Source organism: Brevibacillus sp. FSL K6-6036 (assembly GCF_037964015.1).
In the GTDB taxonomy this organism is placed as follows: domain Bacteria; phylum Bacillota; class Bacilli; order Brevibacillales; family Brevibacillaceae; genus Brevibacillus; species Brevibacillus borstelensis.
In genome coordinates this window covers 937,574-955,806 of sequence record NZ_CP150173.1, presented here as the reverse complement: position 1 = coordinate 955,806, position 18,233 = coordinate 937,574, and the positions used below count along the sequence as shown (strand labels likewise).

Below are 18,233 nucleotides of genomic sequence, written 5' to 3'. Positions count from 1 at the left end.
AGGCAGCAAATTTCCGCTGAAGAGTCAAAAAGAAAGCAGGTGATACGTGTGAAAATCCTGTTTGCCACCTATGGCCAAATTCCGCAAGCTGGCAAGCTCCCATCGCCTTTTTCCTTGCTGCAAAAAGAGCTGGAGCAGCGCGGGCATCAAGTCGATGTCCTGGGCCACCATCCTGACATGCAGCGCGTCTATTTGATCTCCCAGACAAGATCGGGTCCATGGACGCTGAATTTGCAAGGCCAATCCGTCCCAAAAGCGCCAATCAAAGAGCGGGTGTACGATGAAGTATTTCGTTACTATCAAAAATATCTGCCCCATGTCCATCCATGGATTCGCTGGAGAGAAATCGAACGGTACACCTTTGAGCTGATCCTGTCCCTCTTTGATCTGGGGAAGTACGATCTGATCCATACCCATGACGCGCTGGCGACAAGGGCTGTTTGGCGGGTAAAGCCTTCTCATGTCCCGCTATTGTATCAGTGCGGCGGACTGCTTCGGCACGATCCGGCGGTGGCGGCGGAAGTCACATCCCCGGACAGTCTGAAAGCGCGGTATGTCGCCTGCGAGGAGTACATGGCTGCCACTTCCTGCGATCAGGCCATCGTTCCCAGCGCATGGCTGAAAAAAGTATGGCAGGAGGAGTTTTTTATACCGGACGGGCATTCAGCCGTGATCCATCGAGGAATGGAATTTACCCCTTTTCTTCAATGGCTCCAATATGAACCGTATCCTCCCGTCGAAAAAAAGAAAGGTGTGCAGATCATTGCCTGCCCGCCCGGACTGGATTTTCAAAGCGGATCTGCTACGCTGCTGGACGCTCTGGCAAGGCTCAAGCAGCAGCGGGACGATTTTTTGTGCTGGATGGTTGGAGACGGTCCGTGGAGAGGGGAGCTTGAAGCGTATTGCAGGGAAAAAGACCTGACTCGGCATGTGCTGCTTCTCGGCGAACGGACAGACTGGCCATCTCTCTTGGCGAAAACGGATATTGTCGTGTGGCCCGCACCTGCTGTCGACTTCCCTCTTCCGCTTATGGAGGCACAGGTCGCTGGAACAGCGATCGTAGCTTGTGACAGCAGCGTGATCCAGGAAATGGTTCGACACGGCGAAACGGGCTTGCTGTTTGAAGCCGGCAACAGTCTGGAGCTTTCAGAGAGGCTTCTGCAGCTCTTGGACACCCCGGAGCTGGCAAGTCATCTGCGAAACAGCTCCAAGACTTACGGGATGAACGAATGGTCGTCTGCCAAGTGGGCCGAGCAGGTCGAGCAGCTCTACCTCCAGATGAAGAGGAAACACCGGGTCGCTGCGCCTGCGGGGGAGAAGAAAAAAAGCCGGGATTCAGTTGCGCAGCTCTTCGCCTTCCGCCTCCGCCACCGCTTGGATGAGGGCGGATGGAATGAGTTTGCACACCGTCTCCCGGCTTCCTATCTCGTTCCTGATTTTGACTTTTTGCGCGTCTTGACCGAAACCAATCAGTTTGACGAGTGACTGGCGCCTTTGTCGGAAGCGCCTTGCCTTCTCATCTGTTCACAGCAGGTGTTGTTTTGGCCGGGGCTGTCGTGCTAGCCGGAGTTGTCGTACCGGCCGCTTTTGGCATGCTGGCCGCAGCACTTCTCGCAATCACGGCGTGGGCATGGGGCTCCAGGTCAAACCAGAAGATCAGGTCTCCCTGGTCCTTCTTTTGCGGAGGCTTTTTCCCGTTTACGTACACCTCCGCACCTCTTACAGCCATCGAAAGCCCGGATATTTTCGCGGGTCCGTCATTGTAAACCCGCACCGTACCGTTTGCATCGTACTCCATCCGCACCTGCTCCAGCGCCAGCCAGTACTTCATCAAATCCCGCACGGTAGTGAGATAGAGCTTTTGCTGATCGCGGAGAGAAGCCATCTTTTTCAGCAATTGATCAAAGCTTGGCTGGATGACCAGCGCTCCTTTTTGATCCCGTTTCAAAATTTTCCCCGCGGCCTTGCCTTGCGGGATTCTGGCGATATAGGCATGGCTGATAAAAACACCGCGATCATTGATTAATTGAAGTAAATTTTGTTCATTGTACCTATACATCGTATTTTCGGGAACGATCGCTGCCGCCCATGAGTAAAACGGGCCTGTCACTGTCGGATGGGCCCAATACAGGGGCGTTCTTCTGCTGTCTCCATTTCTCGTTTGCAACAGGTCAAATGCCTGGTTGACGTTGGTCACGTCCTCCGAGCTGTAGTGCCAGAAATACCGGGTGTCGTACTTTTGCCACAAATCGGCGATATAATAGGGAGTTTTGATGTCCAAGCCTTGAAAGCCAAAGCTGTATTTTACGTAGCCATGATCAATCCAGGTCACGCTATGAAACTCATTTTTCATAAAAGCCAGGATGTTCTCCGCCACATCCCGGTACAGGTGCAAATCGAACGGATAAGCCGTGTGCAGCCCGATTTCTATTCCGCGCTTGTGCAAATCCTTCAAGAACTGCAGGAATTCCTGGTTCTCATGGAGCGCTACATTCATCGGCTGCTGCAGACGGTAATACGGGTTCGAATAAAAGACGCTTTTGGTCACAGGTATCTTGTATTTGACAAAACCACCCACTGCTTTATCCGGGCTCGCAATCTTCTCCGAGCCGTAGTAAGCCGCCCTGTTGCTTGCCAGCGACTGTTCATCCGCATGCTCCGTCCAGACGTGCGTCGCGAGAAACCCATGAGGCTGGTTCATCAGCCGAGGCATCAGTGACGGTTGAAAACCGACTATGAGCGAAAATGTATTGATCCGCTGTTCCTGTGGCTTGTATTCGGAGGCGTGTCTCACCTTCCCGACCTGCTTGCCTACGGTCTCCTCTACGTATCGGTGATCTCCCATATGATCCAGATTGACGACCAGCTGATTTTGGACCGTGTTCAACTCCAGCGACGATACGTGCGGGGTGTGGTACAGAAAAGCCGACTGCTTTCCTTGCCCGAACCGGACGCCTTCCCGGTCCAGCCAGTATTGCTTTTGAAAAGAATGCGTATCTACCTTCCTGTTTTTCCGATAGACCTCTGACACCTTTGGCGCGAAGCTGAGTGTCAGCGCCTCGCGAAAAACCTTGATTTGACGCTTGTATGTAGTCTTCACTTCCACATCGACGACCGGGCTGTTTTGGCGCAGCAGGTAATTCGTTTCTACCTGGGCAGCCGGAGTATCTCCGATCACCTTGACGAGCAGGCCGTCGGGCTTTTGCTCGGTCAGCACCGCTGTCTTCTGATACTGGCGGACAATCGTATGCTCCCGCCGAATAAACATATTGGTATCTATCGGTTTTGACACCGGCGGCGAAAAGGCGAGTTCATTTCCCTGTACGCTTGTTACCTTGGCCTGATGAACGAGCGGCGCATTCAGCCTGCCCGCGAACGATTCCGAGCGAATTTGTATCATGCTTCCCACCGGAATGGCTGGCGGCGCGTCCAGTTTGATTTTGCTGGTCCCGGCGGGAAGCTGCGGAACGAGCAGATTGTAAATGTCCCCGTACTCAGCCACATACTGGACTGAACGAAGAATCTCCTTGCCTCCAGCGTCCGTAATCCTGAGTTGTCCCTTTGCGTCCCACGCAGCTTTGTAATACGGATTTTGAAAAGATGTCTGCCCCTCGCTGGAATGTGTCGTGAATGGACTGAACGCAAACAAAAGCACACATACCAGCCATGCTGTCATTACCTTCCGAATCATTGTTGTACCCTTTCTCCTTTTCTATGGTCTTGCTCCGCTCCATCCTCTCGTCGTTTGGCTAAAATGGCAAACCGGATTTCGAAGCCAAGGTAAGCTTATGCCGCGGGTTCTGTCCACTTTCTCTTTTAAAGCAGATGTTTCCACTAATTTTTGGAAGTTTCTTGCAGAACTTACGAAAATGTCCCTATAATACCAAAAGAATGATAACGTATATCGGGGGTACCTTGTGAAATTTACATTAAAAAAAGCCGCTCTGGAAGAAAAATCAATTATAAGCAATTTGCTTGAGCTGTACAATCACGACTTTAGTGAATATATGGACTTGGATGTGGACGAACAGGGACGATACGGATATCCTTATTTGGACAACTATTGGACGGAACCGGATCGCTTTCCGTTTCTCATCCAGGCCGAGGGCAAATGGGCCGGGTTTGTGCTTGTGAGAAAAATCGCAGACGAGAATCACTTGGGCAGCAGTTATTTTTCCATTGCAGAATTTTTCATTATGCGGAAATATCGCAGGTCCGGGATTGGCAAAGCCATTGCTCACCAGGTATTTCGCATGTTCCCTGGCCACTGGGAGGTTGTTCAGTTGGCTTCCAACGTGCCTGCCCAACTATTCTGGAGGAAAACAATAAGTGAGTATACCAATGGCGACTTTCAGGAATGGGAAGAGCCCGGAAAAGTGTATCAATCCTTCGTTTCACTGGAAAAAGCGGATTGCTCGTAAACGGTTTCACCTGTCAGCCATGCAACAGGTATCGGGTCCGCAATCTGTAGAAAGGGGGCCTGAACGATGAAACTGGACAGACTTCTTGCCATCACGATGATCCTCATCCAGAGGAGGCGTATACCTGCCAAAGAGCTTGCCGACATGTTTGAGGTATCTGTCCGAACGATTTACCGGGATATCGAAGCGATCAATCAGGCAGGCATCCCGATTGTCAGCTATCAGGGAGCCAATGGCGGCATCGGCATTATGGAAAACTACCGGCTCAACCAGCACATTTTGACCCAGGAGGAGCTGGCCTCAGTCACGATGGCTCTGAAAAGCGTTGCCTCGACCTACCGGGATGCACGGGCTGAGGTAGTACTCGGGAAGATTCGCGGCATAGTGGAAAGCACACAGTCCGAGGCGTTCAAGATGATGTCCGAGCAGATCTATATCGATTACAGCCCATGGGGAGGAGATGCTCCGCAAAAAGAAAAGATCACGCGGATCAAGCACGCAATCCAGACATCCAGCCTGCTCTCCTTTACCTATCACAACGTCTCCGGGACGATTTCCGAGCGAATCGTGGAGCCGCACACTCTCGTTTTAAAAGGACGCCAATGGTACCTTTACGCTTACTGTACAAACAAGTGCGAATTCCGTCTATTCAGGCTGTCACGGCTGAAGGAGCCCGTTCTGCTGGAAGACGCCTTTCAACGCAGACCGATCAATCTGGAGGAGCTGCCATGGGACAATGAATGGAGAAAACCGGGGCAAACCGTCCAGCTCGTCCTCCGGTTCGTTCCCCAGATCCGTTCCATCGTGGAAGAAATGTTTGGCGTCGATCACATCCGTATCGACGAACAAGGGTATTGCTGGGTCTCTGAAGCTTATCCCCTCGACGACTGGCTGTACGGGTTTGTCCTCAGCTTTGGTCCCAGGGTAGAAGTCGTAGAGCCGCTCTTTTTTCGGGAAAACATTCAGAAGCTGGCTCACGAGATCGGGAGCGTCTATTCGGGCAGTTCGTCACCGACATGTTCTTCCATCTCGGCAGAACAAAAAGCTGGAGGAAAAAAACGCGACGAAACATGACAGACAGTTGTCAGGTTTGCTTCATTATCATGGAGACATCCCCAATAAAAGGAGGCAGTTGTTCAATGACGAAAACCTTTTGCCAAAGCTGCAGTATGCCCATGGTGGATGCCCACATCCTCGGAACCGAAAAAGACGGCTCCAAAAACAGCGAGTATTGCCTCTACTGCTACGAAGAAGGAGCCTTCAAGCAGCCTGACATCACGATGGAGCAAATGATCGAGATTTGTGTTCCCTTTTTAAAGGAAGAAGGCATGGAAGAAAATGCGGCCCGCGCGATGCTGCAAAAACATCTTCCCGAGCTTGCCAGGTGGAAAACAGTCAGCTAATCCGGGTTTGGTAAAGCCAAGCTTGCAGGCAGGATATCCTCTTCTCAGGCGGAGGGTATACTGCCTGCAACAGTTTGAACATTCCGAACTTTACATGCAGCTAAAATGTTGCCTACAATAAATGGTATAATAAAGCGAAGAGAAAATCTGGACATCCGGGAGGAGTTGCCTTTGGAAGGTGTGCAAGGAAAGTCATCGCATCATCAAAAACTGTCTGTTGCCAAACTTATCAAGCGAATACTCTTTATCCTGATCGGATCCGCCTTATTTTCTGTTGGGCTGGAAATTTTTTTGGTCCCCAATCATATTATTGATGGCGGAATAGTCGGTATCTCCATTATTATCGCGCATCTGTCGGGACTGCCGTTGGGGATGTTTTTATTTCTGTTGAACCTGCCTTTTCTCGTAATTGGCTACAAACAGATCGGAAAAACCTTTGCGATTTCCACACTGCTCGGAGTCAGCACGATGTCGATTGTGAGCTCCCTGCTTCACGATGTGAAAGGAGTCACCGAAGATCCCCTGTTGGCTGCTGTCTTTGGCGGAATCATCCTGGGCATTGGTGTGGGGCTGGTGATTCGTTACGGCGGGTCTTTGGACGGAACAGAGATTGTGGCTATCTTGATCAACAAAAAGACTCCGTTCTCTGTCGGTGAAATTGTGATGTTTTTTAACCTGTTCATCCTGGGTAGCGCAGGACTCGTATTTGGCGTCGATCGCGCCATGTACTCCCTGATGGCTTATTACATCGCATTTAAAATGATCGACTTGACAATCGAAGGATTTCAAGGGTCGAAATCAGTCTGGATCATCAGCGACAACCACAAAGATATCGGTGACGCCATCGTCGCCCGCCTGGGCCGCAGCGTTACCTATTTGAAGGGCGAAGGCGGTTATTCCGGGGATGATAAAAATGTGGTGTTCTGCATTATTACCCGTCTGGAAGAAGCCAAGCTCAAGTTGATCGTTGAAGAAGTCGATCCATCGGCATTTTTGGCAGTTGGCAATATTCACGATGTACGGGGCGGACAGTTTAAAAAACGTGACATTCACTAAATGGCATAGTGTGAATGCAAAAAACGCGGAGGCAGTTCAAAGCTGCTTTCGCGTTTTTTCGTTTTATGCAAGCCTTGCAATTACATTGCTCCCCTTTTCAAGAGCTTGTGGAGTCAGCTTTAGTGTCCACGTTGGGTGCCCTGATCCCCCATATACTTCAGGGTAGTTGAACAGTTCTTCATCCAGAATGACCGGCAAACCGTGCCCGATGAGCGGAATACTGCCTGGCTCGTACCCGGTCAATCCCTTTACCTCATCCATCCGGGTCATTCTTATGCTTTGGTAGCCAAGTTGAGCGGCGAGGGACTGGAAACTTATGCGCCCACGCTTGCCCGACAAAATCAGGGCGACATGTGAATCATCAGCTATTGCGATCAATACCGGTGCAGTCTGCCCCATGTCAATGCCGAAAAGAGCTGCTCCCTCCTTGGCCGAACGAACCGGACGCTCGTGTTCAATCAGCTCATACTCCAATCCCAGCTCTTCGAGGATCGCTTTCACACGTTCCATCTTACACCTCACTATGGGAAATATTGTATACTTTCTGTATAGATGAAAATTGGAGGTCCTGCCATGATTATTCGTTCTCCCCGCCCGGAAGAAACACCTGCACTCAGCGACCTGGCATTTCGCTCAAAAGGATATTGGGGCTACGATGACGATTTTATGGAGGCATGTCGGCAGGAGTTGACGATTACCCCTGCGTTTCTTCAGACCTCCCATGTGTTTCTGGCCGAGGAGGCTGGAAACATTCTGGGATTTTACCGTTTATCCGTAGACGAAACCGGGGCAGAGCTTAGCGATCTGTTCGTAGACCCTGCTGCCATCGGCAAGCGGGTCGGAAAAGCGTTGTGGAACCACTTGATGGATACCGCCCGCTCCCTCAGCATTGACCATTTTCTCATCCACAGCGATCCGTACGCAGAAGGTTTTTATGAAAAGATGGGAGCTGTTCGGATTGGCGACATCCCTTCCACTGTTTTTCCGGACCGTCGACTCCCCTTGATGAAAAAACAAGTCGCCCCCTGACGCCTGCTGCTTTCGCCACATGAGACACGGCAACCAACATGCCCGTGTCTTTTTTGTTCCTACCAGTTTTGAAAGGCGCTTTTGAAATTCCACTCTGCTTTTGTCCTCTTTTCAGGCACCCGCTCAAGCAAAAATAATCTGCGGACATATAGTGTTACTGTTGAAAGGGGGGAGGAGAATGGGGCTCTTTAACGGATCTGACGACTTTACTCTCATCCTGGTACTGTTCATCTTGCTGGTCATCGTAGGCTGCGATTGTGATTGATGATGACCTTTGGAGCAGAAAGTGTGTGCAAAGGGAGAATGAACAGGCTTTCTCTCTTTGCATTTTTTCATTTGCGAATCGAGGTGAAAAGAAGATTTGGCTAGACGAACAAACCAAAAAAGCGACTCATTTTCACCGGAATTTATGGATTGGCTAAAGGGAAAGAAGGTTTCAAGGAGAAGGCTGCAAAGAAATCCCGAACTGTTCGATCAGTATTATCAAGAGTGGTCGAAAACGCAGCGGAAAAATAGGCCGCGAAGACGGTCGCTGTTTCAGCTTCCGAACCTAAACATTGATCTTGGAACCATTCTCAATGGCATGCAAATGGCAACCGAGGTCATGAGAACATTCCAAGGGACAAAACTGCTCAATCATTCGTCCAGAAGCGATGATTAGGCGGGAAAATACGGAGCAGCCATTACCGGCTCATGGAAAACAGGCCATGGCGATGGAAGCTCTGCATCGCTTCACTTTTCGGAACGCAGGTCTCATGGGATCTGCGTCCTTTACGTTTACTGGGCAACTACGGTCACTGCTTGCTTTTTTCACAACACGCTGCAATTTTTCCACACCGCCCTCCCTGTCATCCTTCCACGGCTGCTGACACCGAGCGTTAAGGAAATGGTAAGGCAGACATTCGGTGCTGATAAGGTTGCTCCTTTACACTGACGGTGAAAGGAGAGTGGAAACCATGTGGGCTATCTGCATTCACGAATTTATCCGACTGTTTCGAAGCGTCAAATCCCTGATCACCATCGCTTTTATTGCCGGCGTATCGTACTGGGTGTCCGATCTGGTCAACCAGGCCGCCGGATTCATCTCCCAGCATGAGCTGACAGAGGGCCATGCGCTCGGCGTTTTTGCCTTGGTCATGCTGTTTGGCCCTTTGTTTGTCTTTGGATTATCGCATGACATGATCAACCGGGAAGTATCCAGTTGGACCGTCCGTTTTTTAGTCACCCGCACTTCCCGCTTCCGCATTGTGCTGGGCAAATGTTTCGGCGTTCTGCTTTTCTGGCTGTGCTGCATGCTGGTCACCTTTGGAACAGTCTTGGCCTCTGTCCATACTTTTGATGTGAAGACCTTCCTGGAGTGCATGTCCATGCTGGTGTACAGCGTTTCGTTGTGCCTGTTGCTTTCTGTGCTGATCGCCCGTCCCAGCTACACCATGTTCGGGGGGATCATTCTCGGTTTATTCCTCCCGATTCTCGGCATCTGGACGCTTGCCTCCAGCCAGCCTGCCGCCAAGTGGATCGGCTATTTGCTGCCTTATGCGTATTTGGAAAAAGGCGAAGCGTACATCGGCGTGATCTGGCTCTATGCGCTTCTCTTTCTCGCCGCCTCTGCCTTGCTGTTTCAAAGGAGGGATTTTTAAATGCCGCTTATAGAGACTGTCCAGTTAACCAAGCGATTCGGGGAACGAACGATTGTCAATTCCGTGTCGCTCACCGTACAGCAAAATGAAATTTTCGGCTTTCTAGGAAAAAACGGAGCCGGAAAATCAACCTTTATCAACATGCTAACCGGTATTATCCGCCCCTCTTCGGGGAGCATTCGCCTGTTTGACGGAGACGGGAACACCGAGGAGTGGAAACGCAGGATCGGTGTACTGCCGGATTACTCCACCTTTTATGATTCACTGACGGCCAGAGATCATCTGTTGTACCTGAGCCGTGTGAAAGGAATACGCGTCACGAAGAAGGAGTGCGACCGCATCCTGGAAGAAGTGGGATTGGCCGAGCACGCCGGGAAGAGGGCCAAGGCGTTTTCCTTCGGTATGAAAAAGAAGCTCGGCATTGCGCAAGCTCTCGTAGGTGACCCGGAGCTGCTATTTTTGGACGAGCCTACCTCCGGAGTGGATGTGGAGTCCTCGCTTCAGATCCAGCAGTTGCTGCTGCGTTTGCGAAAAGAAGGACGGACGATCTTCATGACCTCGCACAATCTGCATGAGGTCGAAAAAATCTGCACCCGCATCGCGATCATGAAAGCCGGTACGATTGCTGCAGCGGGCAGTCTTTCCGAGCTGCAGGCCAAGCATCGCAGCTGGCGTACTGTCACTGTGCGCCATGCAGCGTTGGCCGACAAGCCGCATGAACTGGTTTCGTTTGTGGAAGGACTGGGCAAACACCTCGAATGGCGGGAGGAGGCTCTTTCCCTTGAGGTCGATGACAAACGAAAGGTGGCCGCGCTGATTCGCGCTTTCGTCCATGCGGGAGTCGATATTTACCACGTCTGCGGGGACGAGCCTTCGCTCGAGCGGATCTTCCTGGAGGAGTAGCTTCTTGGATGGAGTAGCTTCCTAGAGGAGTAGCCAGGGGGCACTGCCCCCTTTTTCGTGACATTTCAGGTGAGGATGTCCGCCAACTGTTCCAACCGCTCCACGACAGCGAGCGGCACGTGGCCGGTAGCCGGCTGAAGCTTGCCCGGATTGATCCAGACTGCGTCCATCCCTGCCTCAATCGCTCCGGCGACGTCAGCTTCCCAGTTGTCTCCGACAAACAGCGTCTCTTCCGGTTTGGCGTCGAAAAGCCGCAATGCCGCTGAAAAAATCCGCCAATCCGGTTTGTGATAGCCGACGACTTCGGAGATGACGATCGTTTCTTTCGGAAAGAGCCTGGACAGGCCGAGCCGCTCCAGCTTGGTATAGGCCATATCCTCCGGTCCGTTTGTCACGATGCCGAGCCGGCAACGTTCGGCAAGCTTGCTCAAGCATTCCTCCACAACCGGAACTGGCGCGATCACCTCAAAGCAAGCCGACATAAACATATTCTGAAAATCATCCATCTCCTCCGGCTTCGCAGCACGTCCAAAGTCGGCAGTGGCCTTCTCCATCCGTTGGTGGCGATACTCCCGCAGCGAAATCCGGTTCTCTGTGAAATCCGGCCACAGCTCGTCGCTGTATGTTTTCAGCTTGCAGTAAAAGTCGTCTTCATTCAGACCCGCAGTCAAAGGATGGCGGCGGATGGTCAGGCGCATCCCCGCCTCCCAGCTCTGCGAATAGTCAAACAGCGTATCGTCGAGGTCAAACAGGATCAGCTTGTATTCTTTTTTGCTCACAGAAATACGGCCCCCTTGCTTCCAGGTTTGCTTCTTTCATTCTACCATTTCGCCCGCACCGGATCGCCGTTTCCTTTTTCCTCCCAGAAAGCTTCTATCTCTCCTGCTCACCCTCCGCAGCCTTTGCCAATTCGCCCAGCCAATCTTCCGGCAACGCTACCGAGCGGCGCGTCTTCGCATCGATCATCACCATCGTCACATCGGCATCGGCTGCAAGCTCCCCCTTCTCCTTGTACAGCTCGTGCCGGATGACATAGCTTTTCTCGCCGATCCCCAGCACCCGCGTCCGCACCTGCACCTGCTCAAGCATGCGAAGCTCCCTGCGGTAGTTGATATTGATGTTCACCACTACCGGCATCAGTCCTCTTCGCTGCAGCTCGTCTAGTGTAAACCCCCTTTGGCAAATCCAGTCAAAGCGGGCCCACTCCATATATTCCAAGTACTTGGCGTTGTTTACGTGCCCGATAAAATCAATATCGGTAGAACGGACAACCAGATCAAACAAGTGCTCCTGCATACTCATCGCTCCCTTCTTTTCCCCTAGTATACTGAAACAAAACAACTGAGTGAACATTCACTCGGAATGTATTTCGGAATATTCCGAAGGATGCGGCTGTATTTTGTTTCAGTCTTCACTATAATAGAGCTAACACAAACGCTTACAGTACGGACACGGAAGGGAAGATGCCGATGTTTGAACAAATGCTGCTGCCTGCACTGCAGATGGCGCGCTCCCGCTACCAGGATGCTCTCGCCAATCTCACCGAGGGCGAGCTGGTCTGGAAGCTGGCTGACGGCTCCAATTCTGTCGGGTTCCTGATCCGGCACATCGCAGAAGTCGAGTATCGTTTTTGCCTGATGTTTTTTGGCCGCCCGCTGCCAAATACGGTAACCTTGGACACGATTGGACCGGTAAAGGATGAGGGTCAATTTACCGACCTTTCCGCTCTGCTTGCATTCCGCGAACAGTCGTATGCATACTTGCTGGAATCACTTCGTCAACTGCCCAGCGAAGCCTGGGACCACCCTGTGGAAGCTCCGATCGGAACATTATCCCCCCGGCAAGCGTTGGGCCGGCTGATCTACCATACAGGGTATCACGCTGGCCAGATCGGGCTGATCCGCAAATACGGAGGCAAACGGTGAGTCTTTTGCTTCAAGGAAAACATGTATGGCTTCGGGAGATGACCCCGGATGACCTGGGTGCTGTGCTGGAAGTGTACAACAGTCACCCCGCCTACAATCTTTGGCGAAACGGAACTGCCGCGCTTAGCCTGGCAGAGCTTGAGCAGGAGTACAAGGCGATGCTGGATATTCCTTCCGGCCATTGGATGATCGTAAAGACTGTAGAGACTGCTCAGACCGCAGAAACTGCACAGACCGCTCACGCCGCCAAGCCGGAACCGAAGATTATCGGGGTTGTTCACTTCTCCACAGCTCATCCTTCCCCGGGAAAAGGGTGGATTGGCCTGTTTCTCATTCACCGGGATTGCCAAGGCCAAGGCTTTGGTCGCGAGGCTTGCTCGCTTTTGGAGCAATACTGTGCAGAGCAAGGGTGCTCACAGCTCCATCTCGGCGTAATTGCCGAGGACGAGCAGACTCTCCGTTTTTGGGGAAAGCTCGGCTTTGAACAGTATCGCCAGGTCACGGCTCCCGTCGGACGCTTGACCCAGCCTGTCCTGCTCCTGGCCAAGCAAATTGCGGATTGACCGCGTTCCCCAGCACAGCTTTGTCCTTTAAAGGAGGTGAAACCATGCTCGCACGTCCGCGTTTTGAATGTGATGTACCCGTCGTTCTCCTCACCTAGTCGGAGAGGGAATGTGTGAAATCGTCCCCCCGGCTACGGAAAAGAAACAGTACCATTTTTCCGGGAGGGGCACGTTGATATGAATGCGATGTGGAAACAGCAGTTGTTTGGAGCACTTTGCCTGACTTTGGCAGCAGCCATTTGGGGCGGCGTCTATGTGGTAAGCAAGGTAGTGCTGGAAGAAATTCCGCCATTTACGCTCTTGATTATCCGTTTTGCCATTGCTTCCGTCGTGTTGGGGGTATTTGTAGTGGCACGGCGCGAGTTCATCGCCAAACAGGATTTTCCCATGATTATGGCGATCGCGTTTGTCGGAGTGACAATTTCGATTGGCGCGCAGTTTTTGGGGACCAAGCTTTCGACGGCGCACATGGGAGCGCTGATTACCGCCGCTTCCCCGGCCTTCATCGCGCTGTTTGCCGTCTGGCTGCTCAAGGAGCGCATCCACAAGCTGCAGCTCGCAGGCATCCTGCTGGCTACGATCGGCGTCCTGATTGTGATCGGCATTCCCGACGAGGCGGATGCCCAGTCTTCCCTGCTCGGCAACCTCATTCTTCTGGTCGCCGCGGTGAGCTGGGGGCTGTATACGGTCATGAGCAAAAAGGCGACTTTGCGCTACTCCTCTTTGGCGGTAACGACGTATGTCGCTCTGTTTGGTCTCATCTTTACCTGTCCGGTCATGGTGTGGGAGTTGTCCGTCACAGCGGTATCCTGGGATTTCAGCTGGAAAATCTGGGCCGGTGTCCTGTACATCGGGATTATCTCTACAGCAGGCGCCTTTTACCTGTGGAATAAAGGCTTTGAACTGCTCCAGGCGGGCAGCGGAGCCGGATTTTTCTTCGTTCAGCCGATCGTCGGCGCTGCACTGGGCTGGCTTCTTCTTGGGGAGCATCTCGGCATTGGATTTTTCGCCGGCGCAATCTTTATCTTTTTGGGCGTCGCGCTTTCCAATCTCCAACAATCTGCTGCCAAGCAAAAAGCAGGCACACCCGATTAGGGTGTGCCGTTTGTTTTTTCCTAGTAGATGGTTCTCTGTTTCGCACTTCCCTGGCGAAGGCTTCCCCAAAGGTAGCCAAGCATTCCTCCGACGATTGCGGGCAGAAGCCAACCGATCCCCTCCGCGTAAAGCGGCAGGTGTTTATACAGCGCAGTTATCGCGTCCATCGGAACGCCGAGCTGCTTCAGTCCATCCGTCAGGCTGACAGCTGCAGTAGTGACGATTGCCCCGATGTAAACCGAAGAATATCCTCTGAATACCCGGTGCAAAAAGGACAGCAGCATCAGCACGATTGCCAGCGGATAGATGGCAACAAGCACTGGTACGGACAAGGCAATAAGCTGGGTCAACCCTACATTGGCTACGGCTGTGCTGAACACGCACAAGACCGCGACCATTGTTTTGTAAGATACAACCGGAAAGCGATCCGAGAAAAATCGGCTGCAGGCAGTCACCAGACCGACCGATGTCGTGATGCAGGCGAGTGTAACAGCCAGGCCAAGCAGCAAAGATCCCATCGAGCCAAACAAGTGTTGGACGACAGCAGTCAGGATTTGCCCTCCGTTGTCCGAGGCACCCAATGTCTTGCTGGTAGCGCCAAGGTAGCCGAGCGCCAGATAAACCAGGGCCAGGCCGGTTGCCGCAATAATGCCGGCTTTGATCGTAGACAGAGACAATTTCGCGCGGTCAGTGATGCCAAGTTCCTTGATCGCAGTCGTGACGACGATCCCGAAGACCATTGCAGCCAGCGCATCAAGGGTCAAATACCCTTCCAAAAAGCCTTTGAAAAACGGTGTCGATTGATATGCTTCGGCAGGTGCTCCCACATCGCCGATCGGATGTGTCACTCCCTGGAAAAACATGACCGCAATAATCAGCAGAAGCGCCGGTGTCAGAATTTTCCCGATGCGATCCACCAATTTCGACGGATGCAGGGAAAGCCAGTAGGTCAGGGCAAAGAAGACCACGGTGCAGATAAACAGCGGTACCCAACTGCCTTTCACCGACTCGGGCAAAAACGGCAATACCCCCATTTCAAACGTAACCGTCCCTGTGCGGGGAAGCGCCAGAAACGGGCCGATCGCCAAGTAAACGACAACCGTAAACAGTACGCCAAATACCGGATGAACGCGGCCAGCCAGTGCGGACAGACTCCCTCCGCCGAGGCTGACAGCCACCACGCCCATCAGCGGCAGCCCCACTCCGGTTATGATAAAACCGAGCATGGCAATCCAGACATTTGTCCCGGCGGATTGCCCCAATGCCGGTGGAAAAATCATATTCCCCGCTCCGAAGAACAAGGCAAATAGCATGAGTCCTATCGATATGGTTTCTTTTTTGGATAATTCTTTCATATTTTCCTCTCCAATTGCCTTTCTTGTTTTTAAATTTTGCGAAAGTTTTTTATAATGTAACTGAACACAGATTATAGTACGTATTAAGATCTTTTTCAAATATATTTTTTTCCAACACACGGACAAACGCTGTCATATCAACAAAAAAGCCTGCATCCGATCAAGCGGCTGCAAGCTTTGCTTCACTGACCGATTTGATGATTACCAGGCTTCTTTCCGCTTCAGAGCCCCGACTGTTTCCCATACGTACAAGGAGACATAGCTGCGCCAGGGTGCCCAGCTCTCCCCGATCCTTCTCATTTCAGCTTCATCCGGTCTTGCCTCCAACTGGTAAACAAGCTGCATCCCGTTTTTCAGTCCGATATCTGCTACAGGAAGCAGATCGGGCCGCCCCATGCCGAACATCATCATGCACTCGACAGTCCACTTGCCAATCCCCCTAAGCGGGGTAAGCGTGGCCATAATTTCCTGCTCGTCCATTTTCCACAGTCCCTCCAGGTCTACACGGCCATTCACGACCGCTCGTGCCAGATCGATGATGTATTCCGCTTTTCTCTGGCTAAACTGCAGGGGGCGCAGTGCCTCCGGCTCCATGACTGCAATCCGGTCAGCGGCGGGAAAGGCATAGTGGAGAGTGCCCTCTGCATCCTGGACGCTTTCACCCGCAAGCTCCAAGAGCCTCTCGGTCAATGTCGCTGCAAAAGCGAGGTTGATCTGCTGCCCGATAATCGTCTTGACCATCGATTGAAACAGGTCGTCATCCAGTACAAAACGCAGTCCGCGAAACCGTTCTGCGAGCGGAGCCAGTTTGGCATCTGCCTGCATAAGCGCGTAGAGTGGAGCCAGATCCACATCTGCACTGAACATATGCCGGATGTGTTTCTCCAGCCCCGCTGCCTCGGCGGCACTCAATGCCGCGCTTGTCTCCCAGGAAAGGCTCGGATGGTCCAGCTCGCCTGTGAAACGGATGCTGGCCAAAATGGGACGGTTGTTTACACGAAATACCCGCTGAAGCGATTTTTGCTCGAAGACTACCTTTATTTGCGGGTCGGGATGGGTCTCAAGCCGCCTTAAAAGCCGCTCAAACGAATAGGGGGCCTTTAGTTGAATGATTTGGCTGCTCACGGGTAGATTACACCTCTCTTTTCAATCCATTGGAAAAATGAAACAGGAGCAACTGGGCATACTATGACAGGCATTTGCCGGACTACTGCCAGAAGGAGAGATTTTGCATGCGCCTTGCCTCTCATGAAGCAGCCGAATTAAACGAACTGCTGATGAGCTGCACCAACTCGATCCAAAGCATGGCCTTGTTCATCAACCAGGCTCAGGACCCGGAGCTGCGCTCGATGATTCAGCGCCATTACTCGGTTCATGTACAAGACTACAACATGAAGGTAGAATTTGTCACACAGCAGATGGGCTCCCGCGATCAATTGAATGTCCCGGCGATTACAGGACAAGCCTTCACACCTGCTCCCGGCCATCAATATCAGCCGATACAGCCCCAAGTAAAGCTTGCTCAACTGGATGACCGCGCGATTGCCACCTCGTATCTGCTGACGTTGAAGCGGGCAGGACGGGAATACGCCTGGTCAGCCTTTGAGACGACGACTCCGCAGCTGCGCATTTTCCTCGAGGATGCATTCCGGATGTGTTCCCATCAATCGTTTGAAGTGTGGCAGTACATGGTCAAAAAAGGCTGGTACGCCGTCACGATGGCACCTCCGCAGGCTGTCTCGACACTCGGGCTGGTGTACCAGCAGGTTCCGTATCATCAGCCGATGGAAGCCTATCAGCAACAGCCATAAACGGCAAAAAACGCACCCTTTGTCCCCTTTTTTGGAGACGGGTGCGTTTTTGCAAAGCAACGATAGCTGTCCGATTACTTCGTGAACATCCCTTTCAAGACAAAAGCAACGTTAGCCGGGCGTTCTGCCAGACGGCGCATGAAATAGCCGTACCAGTCGCTGCCGTATGGCACGTATACACGCATCTTGTAGCCTTCGCGCGCCAGATCGATCTGCGATTGCACACGGATGCCGTACAGCATCTGGAATTCAAATTGCGTGCGCGGAATGTTGTATTCCTTTTCCAGCTTTTTCACGTAGTCGATGATCGCGTCATCGTGAGTGGCTACAGCAGCATAGCAGCCATTCAGCAGGTGCTGCTTGATGATTTTTTTGTAGTTCTCATCCACATCGGCTTTGTTCGGGAACGCTACCTCAGGCGATTCCTTGTACGCCCCTTTTACGAGACGCAGGTTGACCTTTTTCTCTTTTACACCCTCGATGTCAGCAGCGGAATCGTACAGGTACGCCTGAATGACAGTTCCGACGTTGTCGTAATCCTGCAAAAGCTCGTGCAGGATTTCCAGGGTAATATTTTTATGGGCATAGTCCTCCATATCGATCCGGACAAAAATATTTCCGTGGTTCTTGGCATAATCGAGAATGCGGCGCATGTTGGTCATGCACAGCTCGCGGCTGATATCCAGACCGAGACTCGTCATTTTCAGAGAAAGGTTGCAATCGACACCGGACTTGTGAATCGCTTCCAATGTTTTGATGCAGTAGTCAGCCGACTCATTTGCCTCTTCCGTGCTGAATACGAACTCGCCCAAATGGTCCAGCGTGCAGACAAGCCCTTTCTGATTCAATTCGCGGACCTTCTTGATCGCCTCGTCAATCGTTTCACCCGAAACAAAACGGTTGGCTCCGAACCGCAACCCCCATTTTTTCGCAGCAGCATTCAACGCTTTGTTCTTGGAAAGGAACAGGAAAAAGTCCTTCATAAGTTGTTCCATCGTAAATCTGTCTCCTCCTCAACAATACATCTGCGAG

General features: G+C 52.0%; 20 protein-coding genes. 13 read left to right on the top strand and 7 right to left on the bottom strand.

Going from position 1 to position 18,233, the window contains the following annotated elements; all coding sequences use genetic code 11:
- Positions 1 to 48 precede the first annotated feature (48 nt).
- Complete coding sequence (locus NST37_RS04925) at positions 49 to 1,485, top strand: glycosyltransferase family 4 protein (protein ID WP_170208411.1); 1,437 nt, start codon at positions 49 to 51, stop codon at positions 1,483 to 1,485.
- A gap of 31 nt (positions 1,486 to 1,516) precedes the next feature.
- Here the strand turns inward: NST37_RS04925 and NST37_RS04920 are convergent, their stop codons facing one another.
- Positions 1,517 to 3,691, bottom strand: a complete 2,175-nt coding sequence (locus tag NST37_RS04920) for a hypothetical protein (protein ID WP_172920620.1) — start codon at positions 3,689 to 3,691, stop codon at positions 1,517 to 1,519.
- A gap of 226 nt (positions 3,692 to 3,917) precedes the next feature.
- Between NST37_RS04920 and NST37_RS04915 the strand changes: the two genes are divergently transcribed.
- The 4 genes from NST37_RS04915 (at position 3,918) to NST37_RS04900 (ending at position 6,880) form a co-directional block, all read left to right on the top strand.
- The gene (locus NST37_RS04915; RefSeq protein WP_003391128.1) at positions 3,918 to 4,421 is read left to right on the top strand and encodes a GNAT family N-acetyltransferase; all 504 of its coding nucleotides are present in this window, start codon (positions 3,918 to 3,920) and stop codon (positions 4,419 to 4,421) included.
- Positions 4,422 to 4,487: 66 nt separating this feature from the next.
- Complete coding sequence (locus tag NST37_RS04910; RefSeq protein ID WP_003391126.1) at positions 4,488 to 5,495, top strand: YafY family protein; 1,008 nt, start codon at positions 4,488 to 4,490, stop codon at positions 5,493 to 5,495.
- A gap of 65 nt (positions 5,496 to 5,560) precedes the next feature.
- Positions 5,561 to 5,824, top strand: coding sequence for a zinc ribbon domain-containing protein (locus NST37_RS04905; protein WP_003391123.1), 264 nt, complete (start codon positions 5,561 to 5,563; stop codon positions 5,822 to 5,824).
- Positions 5,825 to 5,995: 171 nt separating this feature from the next.
- Positions 5,996 to 6,880, top strand: a complete 885-nt coding sequence (locus NST37_RS04900; RefSeq protein WP_003391120.1) for a YitT family protein — start codon at positions 5,996 to 5,998, stop codon at positions 6,878 to 6,880.
- Between the two features lie 63 nt (positions 6,881 to 6,943).
- On the opposite strand, the gene NST37_RS04895 is transcribed toward NST37_RS04900, so the two are convergent.
- Positions 6,944 to 7,390, bottom strand: a complete 447-nt coding sequence (locus NST37_RS04895) for a YbaK/EbsC family protein (RefSeq protein WP_003391118.1) — start codon at positions 7,388 to 7,390, stop codon at positions 6,944 to 6,946.
- Between the two features lie 63 nt (positions 7,391 to 7,453).
- Here NST37_RS04895 and NST37_RS04890 point away from each other — a divergent pair, with 63 nt between their 5' ends.
- The 4 genes from NST37_RS04890 to NST37_RS04875 all read left to right on the top strand — a co-directional run bounded on the left by NST37_RS04890 (position 7,454) and on the right by NST37_RS04875 (position 10,452).
- Positions 7,454 to 7,909: a GNAT family N-acetyltransferase gene (locus NST37_RS04890; protein WP_003391117.1), complete on the top strand. Its 456-nt coding sequence runs from the start codon at positions 7,454 to 7,456 to the stop codon at positions 7,907 to 7,909.
- 178 nt (positions 7,910 to 8,087) lie between these two features.
- Complete coding sequence (locus NST37_RS04885; RefSeq protein WP_031932133.1) at positions 8,088 to 8,174, top strand: YjcZ family sporulation protein; 87 nt, start codon at positions 8,088 to 8,090, stop codon at positions 8,172 to 8,174.
- Positions 8,175 to 8,865: 691 nt separating this feature from the next.
- The gene (locus NST37_RS04880) at positions 8,866 to 9,549 is read left to right on the top strand and encodes an ABC transporter permease subunit (protein WP_339186361.1); all 684 of its coding nucleotides are present in this window, start codon (positions 8,866 to 8,868) and stop codon (positions 9,547 to 9,549) included.
- Positions 9,550 to 10,452, top strand: coding sequence for an ABC transporter ATP-binding protein (locus NST37_RS04875; protein WP_339186359.1), 903 nt, complete (start codon positions 9,550 to 9,552; stop codon positions 10,450 to 10,452).
- 65 nt (positions 10,453 to 10,517) lie between these two features.
- Here NST37_RS04875 and NST37_RS04870 read toward each other — a convergent pair whose 3' ends face one another.
- Together NST37_RS04870 and NST37_RS04865 are read right to left on the bottom strand one after the other, a co-directional pair.
- Positions 10,518 to 11,231: an HAD family hydrolase gene (locus NST37_RS04870; RefSeq protein ID WP_003391109.1), complete on the bottom strand. Its 714-nt coding sequence runs from the start codon at positions 11,229 to 11,231 to the stop codon at positions 10,518 to 10,520.
- 94 nt (positions 11,232 to 11,325) lie between these two features.
- On the bottom strand, positions 11,326 to 11,754 hold the full coding sequence (locus NST37_RS04865; protein WP_227277786.1) for a thioesterase family protein: 429 nt from the start codon (positions 11,752 to 11,754) through the stop codon (positions 11,326 to 11,328).
- Between the two features lie 167 nt (positions 11,755 to 11,921).
- Between NST37_RS04865 and NST37_RS04860 the strand changes: the two genes are divergently transcribed.
- The 3 genes from NST37_RS04860 (at position 11,922) to NST37_RS04850 (ending at position 14,035) form a co-directional block, all read left to right on the top strand.
- Positions 11,922 to 12,377, top strand: coding sequence for a DinB family protein (locus NST37_RS04860; RefSeq protein WP_003391106.1), 456 nt, complete (start codon positions 11,922 to 11,924; stop codon positions 12,375 to 12,377).
- The gene (locus tag NST37_RS04855; protein WP_039071421.1) at positions 12,374 to 12,940 is read left to right on the top strand and encodes a GNAT family N-acetyltransferase; all 567 of its coding nucleotides are present in this window, start codon (positions 12,374 to 12,376) and stop codon (positions 12,938 to 12,940) included. Before NST37_RS04860 ends, NST37_RS04855 begins: the two co-directional genes overlap by 4 nt.
- A 177-nt stretch (positions 12,941 to 13,117) precedes the next feature.
- Positions 13,118 to 14,035 carry a DMT family transporter gene (locus tag NST37_RS04850; RefSeq protein ID WP_024985416.1) on the top strand — a complete coding sequence of 306 codons (918 nt, stop codon included), beginning with the start codon at positions 13,118 to 13,120 and terminating at the stop codon, positions 14,033 to 14,035.
- Positions 14,036 to 14,055: 20 nt separating this feature from the next.
- Here the strand turns inward: NST37_RS04850 and brnQ are convergent, their stop codons facing one another.
- Positions 14,056 to 15,390 (bottom strand): branched-chain amino acid transport system II carrier protein, encoded by a 1,335-nt coding sequence (gene brnQ, locus NST37_RS04845; protein WP_003391098.1) that lies wholly within the window; start codon positions 15,388 to 15,390, stop codon positions 14,056 to 14,058.
- Between the two features lie 201 nt (positions 15,391 to 15,591).
- A complete protein-coding gene (locus NST37_RS04840) occupies positions 15,592 to 16,515 on the bottom strand; it encodes a DNA-3-methyladenine glycosylase (protein WP_031932130.1) in 924 nt (307 codons plus the stop codon).
- Between the two features lie 107 nt (positions 16,516 to 16,622).
- Between NST37_RS04840 and NST37_RS04835 the strand changes: the two genes are divergently transcribed.
- Positions 16,623 to 17,201 (top strand): spore coat protein, encoded by a 579-nt coding sequence (locus NST37_RS04835; protein WP_024985414.1) that lies wholly within the window; start codon positions 16,623 to 16,625, stop codon positions 17,199 to 17,201.
- Between the two features lie 74 nt (positions 17,202 to 17,275).
- Here NST37_RS04835 and NST37_RS04830 read toward each other — a convergent pair whose 3' ends face one another.
- Positions 17,276 to 18,196, bottom strand: coding sequence for a proline dehydrogenase (locus NST37_RS04830; RefSeq protein WP_003391092.1), 921 nt, complete (start codon positions 18,194 to 18,196; stop codon positions 17,276 to 17,278).
- Positions 18,197 to 18,233 lie beyond the last annotated feature (37 nt).